The following is a 6,367-nucleotide window of genomic DNA, read 5'->3' on the forward strand; positions in this document are numbered from 1 at the left end:
GAGGTAGAGCCACCGGTGGGGGAGGTAGAGGGTGGTGACGAGAAGGGCCAGCCTGGCAGGGCGTGCCACCCAGGCCCAGGCGAACCTGCTGGGCATCAGCCTCGGCGACCTGGTCCTGCTGATCGAGCGGACCTACTACGACACCGACGGCCGTCCCGTCGAAACGGCAGACATCGTCGTCCCCGACGTGCGCTGGGAAGTCGCCTACGAGTACGGCATGGAACAGCCGGATCAGTAGGCCTGGATCTGGGGTCTTTTCCTGATGCGGCCACGACGTTGCCGATCACGATCCCGCAGCACCTACGACGGCCGTCACGAGGTCGCCAACAGGCGCAATGAGGACCTGCTCCGCGAGTACGAATGAGACGAGCGCCGCATCACCTTGGCCCCTGGCATTCTGCCCAAGGGCTTTGTCGTGTGAGCCCTCACCGGGCGTGAAAGTTCAACCTGTCAGGGCTGGTCAACCGATGCATTGGCCTGACGACGTTCCGTTTCCAACTGCTGGGCGAGTGCGTCCCGCGCGCTATCCAGAGCGGTCACCATCTGCAGGCGCCAGTGCTCGAACTCTGCCTCACTCTCGACGCCTAGGTCTTGCCGCAGAGCGACTCGGAGCAGGTACACGCCGTCGGACAGGGGGCCCTTGAACCATGCTGCCGCTCGCCGGTACGCCGCTTCATGGTCTGAGCTGCTTGGCAGTTGCTTGACGACGGAGTATCCGATTCCGAGGGCTCTGTTCAGGCTGGAGGCTACTTCGAGGAGATCGCTAGCCAATGTCATCTGCGCCTGTGAGTAGTGCTCGGCCCAGGCCTCCTTTGCAGCATCAAGGAGCGCTGGATCCAGCGCCTCCCCGCGGGCAACGGCCTCGACGACGTCCCTGCCGGCAATTCGGTAGGCACGAGCCGTAGTGTTCAAACGAGCATAGAGATCGCGCTTGGCCTGCACTGCTTGCTCGGCCCGTTCCTGCTCCTGCTGACGGTCGACGCGCCGGTTCTGTTCCCGAGCCTCGGCCCGACTGGCGCGTTGGCTGAGCACTGCTCCGCCCAGAGTGCCGCCCAGCGTGCCTGCGACGCTGATGAGTGCGACGGCAAGCGTGGTCACATCCACGAGATCCCCCAACTCGTCCACGAGGTAGCCGACAACCCGTATCCGGGACAGGACTTGGCCTGTGCCGGGCCGCAACTAGAGATCGAGCCTCTAGGGTCACGGTATGACCAGACCATTCATATGGCTTCTCGCCTGCGCCGGGTTGGGTGTGACCCTATGGCTGCTGACCAGCGCACCCGACATCAGCTCCGGCTACCCCCAATCCAAGTGCCACGCCGTCCTCGGCACCGAATGGACCCCTAATTATGGGTCGATGGAGAAGGGAGCGGAGACGACGTGCGCCTCGTTCCAGACACGACGCCTGGGATGGGCTGTGCTGGTGTCGGTGCCGACGGTGGTGCTGGCGGCCGCGGGAATGCGCAAGCGCGGCACCTGAGCCTGCTCTTGCTCACCTGGGCATAAGAGGGCATCTGATCTAGCTAGTTGGTGATTTGGGATGTTCTTGTGACTGCTGGCGGTGGTGGGGCGTTGCACAGTGGGTGAGCACTCGTCGTCCTTATCGCAGTGATGTGTCCGATGCCCGGTGGGCTTTGATCGAGCCGGTGTTCGCGGCGTGGCGCGCCGGGCGGACCGGGCCCGGTGTGGCGGCGCGGGTGCATGACCTGCGGGAGATCGTGAACGCGATCCTCTATGTCAACCGCACCGGCATCCCGTGGGAGTACCTTCCGCACGACTTGCCGCCGCACAAGACCGTCTACGACTACTACGCGAAGTGGGAGGCGGACGGTACCACCGGGCGGGTCCACGATCTGCTGCGGGACAAGACCCGCCGCGCCCACGGTTGCGCCGCGCAACCGTCGGCAGCCGTGGTGGATGCCCAGAGCGTCAAGACCTCGGCAAACGTGGCCGAGACCAGCCAGGGCATCGACGCAGGCAAGAAGATTAAAGGCCGCAAGCGTCACCTGATCACTGACACGCTCGGCCTGGTCCTCGCCGTCATTGTCACGGCTGCCTCGGTGCACGACTCGACCGGTGGGAAACAACTGCTGGACGAGCTGGCCGCCACGCATCCCACCGTGACCAAGGTCTGCGCGGATGGCGGTTACCAGACCAGTGTGTTCCAGCACGGTGCCGGCCTGGGCATCGACGTCGAGGTCGTCAAACGGCCGACAGCGAAAGGCTTTCAGCCGCTGCCGAAAAGGTGGGTGACCGAGCGCACCTTCGGCTGGCTGATACAGCACCGGCGGCTGGCACGGGACTACGAAACCCTGCCTCAAAGGTCCCGGGCAATGATCCACTGGGCGATGGCTAACAAAATGAGCCGAGAGCTCACGGGAGAATCCGCACCACCCTGGCGAATCGAATCCGGCGAATCGGTCAACACGCCCTGAACGTTGATCAGATGCCCTCTTACAGTCCCTAACTGGAAGGACTTAAGGGCAGACTGCTGTCAGCGGCGTACGGACAGGCGGCGCCGGAACAGGGGCGGTGCGGGATGGGGACCACAGAAGTGCGAGCCGTGGTCGTGGACGTGGTGGCGCAGTACGCACCCGAAGAGGCCCCGGTGCTGGCGGCCTTGGCCCATGTCGACGACGCACACGTGGTCAGGATCTTACGCGGGCGGCGCAAGACCGAACCGCTGGGTTTCGGCTTCGCCGAGGTGGTCGCCGTGGTGACCCCTGTGGTGTGGCTGGCGGTCGACGAGGCCTGCCGCTCCGCGGTGCAGTCCTCGGTCGATTCGGCTCACGCACGGTTGGCCGGTGCCGCGCGCAGGCTGCTGCGCCGCCCGTCCGCCGCAGGTGCCGCCGGGGGCTCCGCCACAGAAGTTCCGGAGCTGTCCCGGGACCAGTTGGATCTGGTCCACCGTCGGGTGACCGAGGACGCCCAGGCCGCCGGTCTCGCCGCCGAGGACGCCGAAAAGCTGGCGGACCGCGTGGTTGCCCGGCTGATCCTGGCCCGGCCCACCCCCGCAGACACGGTTTCGGGTAGGGACCGAGTCAGAGGCGGCACAGACGGCGGTGACATCACGCCGGACGACAGGCCCAGGGCATGACCGGCCCGGACCCGTACACCACCTTCCCCTATCCCCACCTCACGGGTCCCCACGACGAGGACGGCAGCGGGCGTCCAGGCATTCCCTCGGGGACCGTTCTGCGCTTCGCCCTTCTTGCCGTCGGTATGCTCACCGCCACCCTGGAGATGACGAATACCGCGGCCTCGCTGCTTTTCGCCGACGGTACCGGTCTGGGCTGCTGGTTCGCCGTGGGTGACGACAGCGCCTTCTGGCGTGCCGCTCTTGCCGGTCGCACCGGGTCTCCGCTTGCCGAGTCCTGTCTCACCGAACCCGTGCAGGGCGGAATCCACGACTGGGGGTATGCCGGCACGGCTGCCCTGCTCGCCACTGCCACCGTCCTCTACTGGCTGCTGCCGCGCTTCCGCTCGCGCCGGCGCGGCCTGGTGGCGCTGGAGGACCTCGACGCGGCCTTCGACCCGGCCGGTCTGCGCACAGAGCTGGACGAACTCGTCACCCTGGCCGGGCGTGCCGAACACCACGGCAGTCTCGACTCGTCGTACCTGGTACTCACCCCGCCACGATTCGTTGTGGACTGCGCGGCACTCGATGCCGGCGCCGTTGTCTTCGGCCGGGGCCGCGCTCCCGTCGTCTCCCTGCATGCCGGGCTCCTCACCGTACGCAGCACAGCCCCCGAACAGTTCAGAGCGGTGGTCCTCCACGAACTCGCCCACATCCGCACCATGGATGTGGGTCTTGCCTACTCGGTTCTCGCCCTCTGGCGGGCCTTCCTGGCCGTGGCCCTCATCCCGTACACCGTGATCGTCGGCGGCTCCTTCGTGTGGGCCGCGACCACCGGGCATTTCCCGGGCCTCGACGACAAACTCTGGCCCGCCGCGTTGCCGGAACTGACCCGGCAGACCGCCAAGGCAATGCTGCTGGTGGCCGCAGTGGTACTGATTCGCGCTGCCACCCTGCGCCATCGCGAACTCGTCGCGGACGTGGATGCGGTGGCGGCCGGTGCCTGCATCGAGGTGTGGGAGAAGGCGGCTGCTGCCGAGGCCTCGCACAGCCGACTCCGTCCGACCACGTCTAGGCCGGCAACATCTTTCCATCTGGCAGGCCGGGCCTTGGCCCTGGTCCGCCCCCACCCCACCTGGCAGGAACGGCTGCGCGCGCTGCACCGCCCGTTCACCCTTCGCGGGCTGAGCCCCCTGCAGTACTTTCTCATCGGCTGCACGACCATGATCTCGGTGCACACAGTCGCTCGGATCTGGGGCCCCGGTCTGGAAGCGTCGACGGTCGCGCTGATCGCCGCCAGCATCCTTTTCTTCGCCGTCTGGCACGACCAGCTCCGTGCTCGCTTCGCCAACCTGCTACGGGAGCACGGTCCCAGCCCCGCCCCCGGGCTCGCGTTCGGAGGCGGTCTGTTCCTCGGCCAGTTCGTCGTCGGAGTGGGCTACAGCAGCCGTTGGTGGCCCACTGCCCCGGAAACCCCCGTTGTTCTGCTGGCCCTGCCGTTGTGTGGTGCGCTCTGGGTCGGGTGGGTCGACCAGATCAGTCACCTCTGCCTGCTTCAGGGCGCGCGGCCGCGCGCTGCTGTCTGGCTCACCGCCTTCCCCAGTTGTCTGTTCGGAGTCGCCCTCTTCCAGTGGTGGGTGGACGATGCGTTCACCGCTATGGCCGGAGATCCTTTCGGTTCCGCCCTCGAGTCATTGGTCGTGGAACTGCCCGATCTCGCGCAGACGCATCCCATAACCCTGCGCGTCATAGCGGGCACGATCCAGTACGTCGGTACGCCCGCCACTGGGGATTCCATGGCTTTCATCGGAATTGCTGCCTGGTTCTTCGTCGTACTCGTCCAGCTCCCACGGTTCTACGGTCGCGGCCCCCTCTACCGGATGCGCTCGGTGACCATGCGCGCGGAGCGCGCCAGCTTCGGCGGCGTGGCGACGCTCGGCCTGATGTGCGGTCTCGCCGTCTGCGTCGTTCTGTTCGTCCTTCTCTCGTCGGCGGATTCCTTACTGCCCGGGAGTCCTCTGCCCGAGTCCGCACGCCGGATGCTCCTTGTCTGGTGGACCGCCATGGCCTTCTGGGCGGGCTCCTCCCTGGCTGCCGTGCTGACAGCAATACGCCTGGGCCCGCTCTGGTTGCCTCGCGCGCTGACGGCGGCGGCTGTCGCCCAGGCCACCGCACTGGTCGGTTTCCTCGGCCTGATGTCTTTCGGCGGCTGCGGACGGCTTGTGGCCACCGCCTCTTGCGGGCTGCAGTCGTCCAAACTCGCGGAGATCTATCCGGTGCTGTTCGAGACGGTCTCGCTGGGGTTGCTCGCTGCCGCGCTCACTGCTGTGCCGGCGGCTCTCCTCGCGTACGTCGTCCGCCGGCCTGCCCGGTTGCGTCCCCGGCCCCCCCGGGGACGAGCCGCCACGCCCGTCCGGACCTGGGCGGTTCGTGCGGGCGTTGGACTACTGCTGACCACCACGGTTGCTTCCTGCTCAGCAAGCCAGGAGCTGAGGGGTGACCCCAGCCTGGTACTCCGCCCCCACCGGGGGGTGCTCACCGGGGAATCGACCGGCGATCGGATCCAGGCGCTCCAGCTCCGCACCTGGGAGAGCACCGAGAACCCCTTCTTCACCGACGTACTGGCCTACCACAATCTGGCCGACCGCATTATCCGCACCACTCCTTCAAACATCGATGATGTCGTGGCCGCCTGTGCCGGCCTGCACTTATCGGCCGAACGGGCACTCCACGCCCGTCCGTTCCCCGACGACGACCTGGGCCACCGCTGGACGAACGCCCTGCGCCGTTCCGTAACCGCCGCCGAGGCATGCCGTACGGGTGCCGCCTCCCCTGCGCCACACCGGGCCTGGCCGACCGATCTGGCCGTCGCACGCACCGAGGCCCTCGACATCTACTCGGCGACGTTGTCGCGGCTCGTTTCAGCCCGGATGCGCTCAGACTGACTCTGACGCCGACACAAGGCCCTCTCTAGCCGCCCGATCAGGCTGCGGCGGTCTTCTCCTGCTGCACAGCCCGGACCGGGGCTAGGCACTCGACAAATGGGGAACCTGAGTGCCCAGATGGGGTCGTGCGCCCAGCGCCGGGAGCCCACCCCGAAGTACGGGCATAACGCCAACCCGTCGCCGATCTCGCCCCATGGCATCGCCCTGACGGCGGCGACGGCCCGAACGCTTCCCTACACCTGACCGTAGCCATACGAGCGCCCTCCCAAGACAACCGGGCCCCTGCACCTCCGACAGGTGCAGGGGCCCGGTTTGCGTCCGCCGGTCCGCTACGGGGGGGGCGGAC

5 protein-coding genes and 1 pseudogene are annotated in these 6,367 nt (G+C 67.3%); 5 read left to right on the plus strand and 1 reads right to left on the minus strand.

Going from position 1 to position 6,367, the window contains the following annotated elements:
* Positions 1-61: 61 nt before the first annotated feature.
* Positions 62-238: pseudogene (locus ACWFR4_RS46195) on the plus strand (UTRA domain-containing protein); the annotation flags it as partial.
* A gap of 212 nt (positions 239-450) precedes the next feature.
* Here the strand turns inward: ACWFR4_RS46195 and ACWFR4_RS46200 are convergent.
* Positions 451-1,125, minus strand: coding sequence for a hypothetical protein (locus tag ACWFR4_RS46200; RefSeq protein WP_453657678.1), 675 nt, complete (start codon positions 1,123-1,125; stop codon positions 451-453).
* Between the two features lie 82 nt (positions 1,126-1,207).
* Between ACWFR4_RS46200 and ACWFR4_RS46205 the strand changes: the two genes are divergently transcribed.
* From ACWFR4_RS46205 to ACWFR4_RS46220, 4 genes are all read left to right on the plus strand, one after another.
* The gene (locus ACWFR4_RS46205) at positions 1,208-1,480 is read left to right on the plus strand and encodes a hypothetical protein (RefSeq protein ID WP_453657680.1); all 273 of its coding nucleotides are present in this window, start codon (positions 1,208-1,210) and stop codon (positions 1,478-1,480) included.
* Positions 1,481-1,583: 103 nt separating this feature from the next.
* Entirely contained in the window at positions 1,584-2,435 is an 852-nt protein-coding gene (locus ACWFR4_RS46210; RefSeq protein ID WP_453657682.1) for an IS5 family transposase, read from the plus strand.
* A gap of 104 nt (positions 2,436-2,539) precedes the next feature.
* Entirely contained in the window at positions 2,540-3,097 is a 558-nt protein-coding gene (locus ACWFR4_RS46215) for a hypothetical protein (RefSeq protein ID WP_266594117.1), read from the plus strand.
* Positions 3,094-6,021: a M48 family metalloprotease gene (locus tag ACWFR4_RS46220; RefSeq protein ID WP_453657684.1), complete on the plus strand. Its 2,928-nt coding sequence runs from the start codon at positions 3,094-3,096 to the stop codon at positions 6,019-6,021. Before ACWFR4_RS46215 ends, ACWFR4_RS46220 begins: the two co-directional genes overlap by 4 nt.
* Positions 6,022-6,367 lie beyond the last annotated feature (346 nt).

This window comes from Streptomyces sp. NPDC055140 (genome assembly GCF_053607285.1).

What these genes read in the sequence shown, in the direction of transcription:
- ACWFR4_RS46205 (WP_453657680.1), top strand. Translation starts at nt 1,208, where the DNA reads ATGACCAGACCATTCATATGGCTTCTCGCCTGCGCCGGGTTGGGTGTG.
- ACWFR4_RS46215 (WP_266594117.1), top strand. Translation starts at nt 2,540, where the DNA reads ATGGGGACCACAGAAGTGCGAGCCGTGGTCGTGGACGTGGTGGCGCAG.
- ACWFR4_RS46220 (WP_453657684.1), top strand. Translation starts at nt 3,094, where the DNA reads ATGACCGGCCCGGACCCGTACACCACCTTCCCCTATCCCCACCTCACG.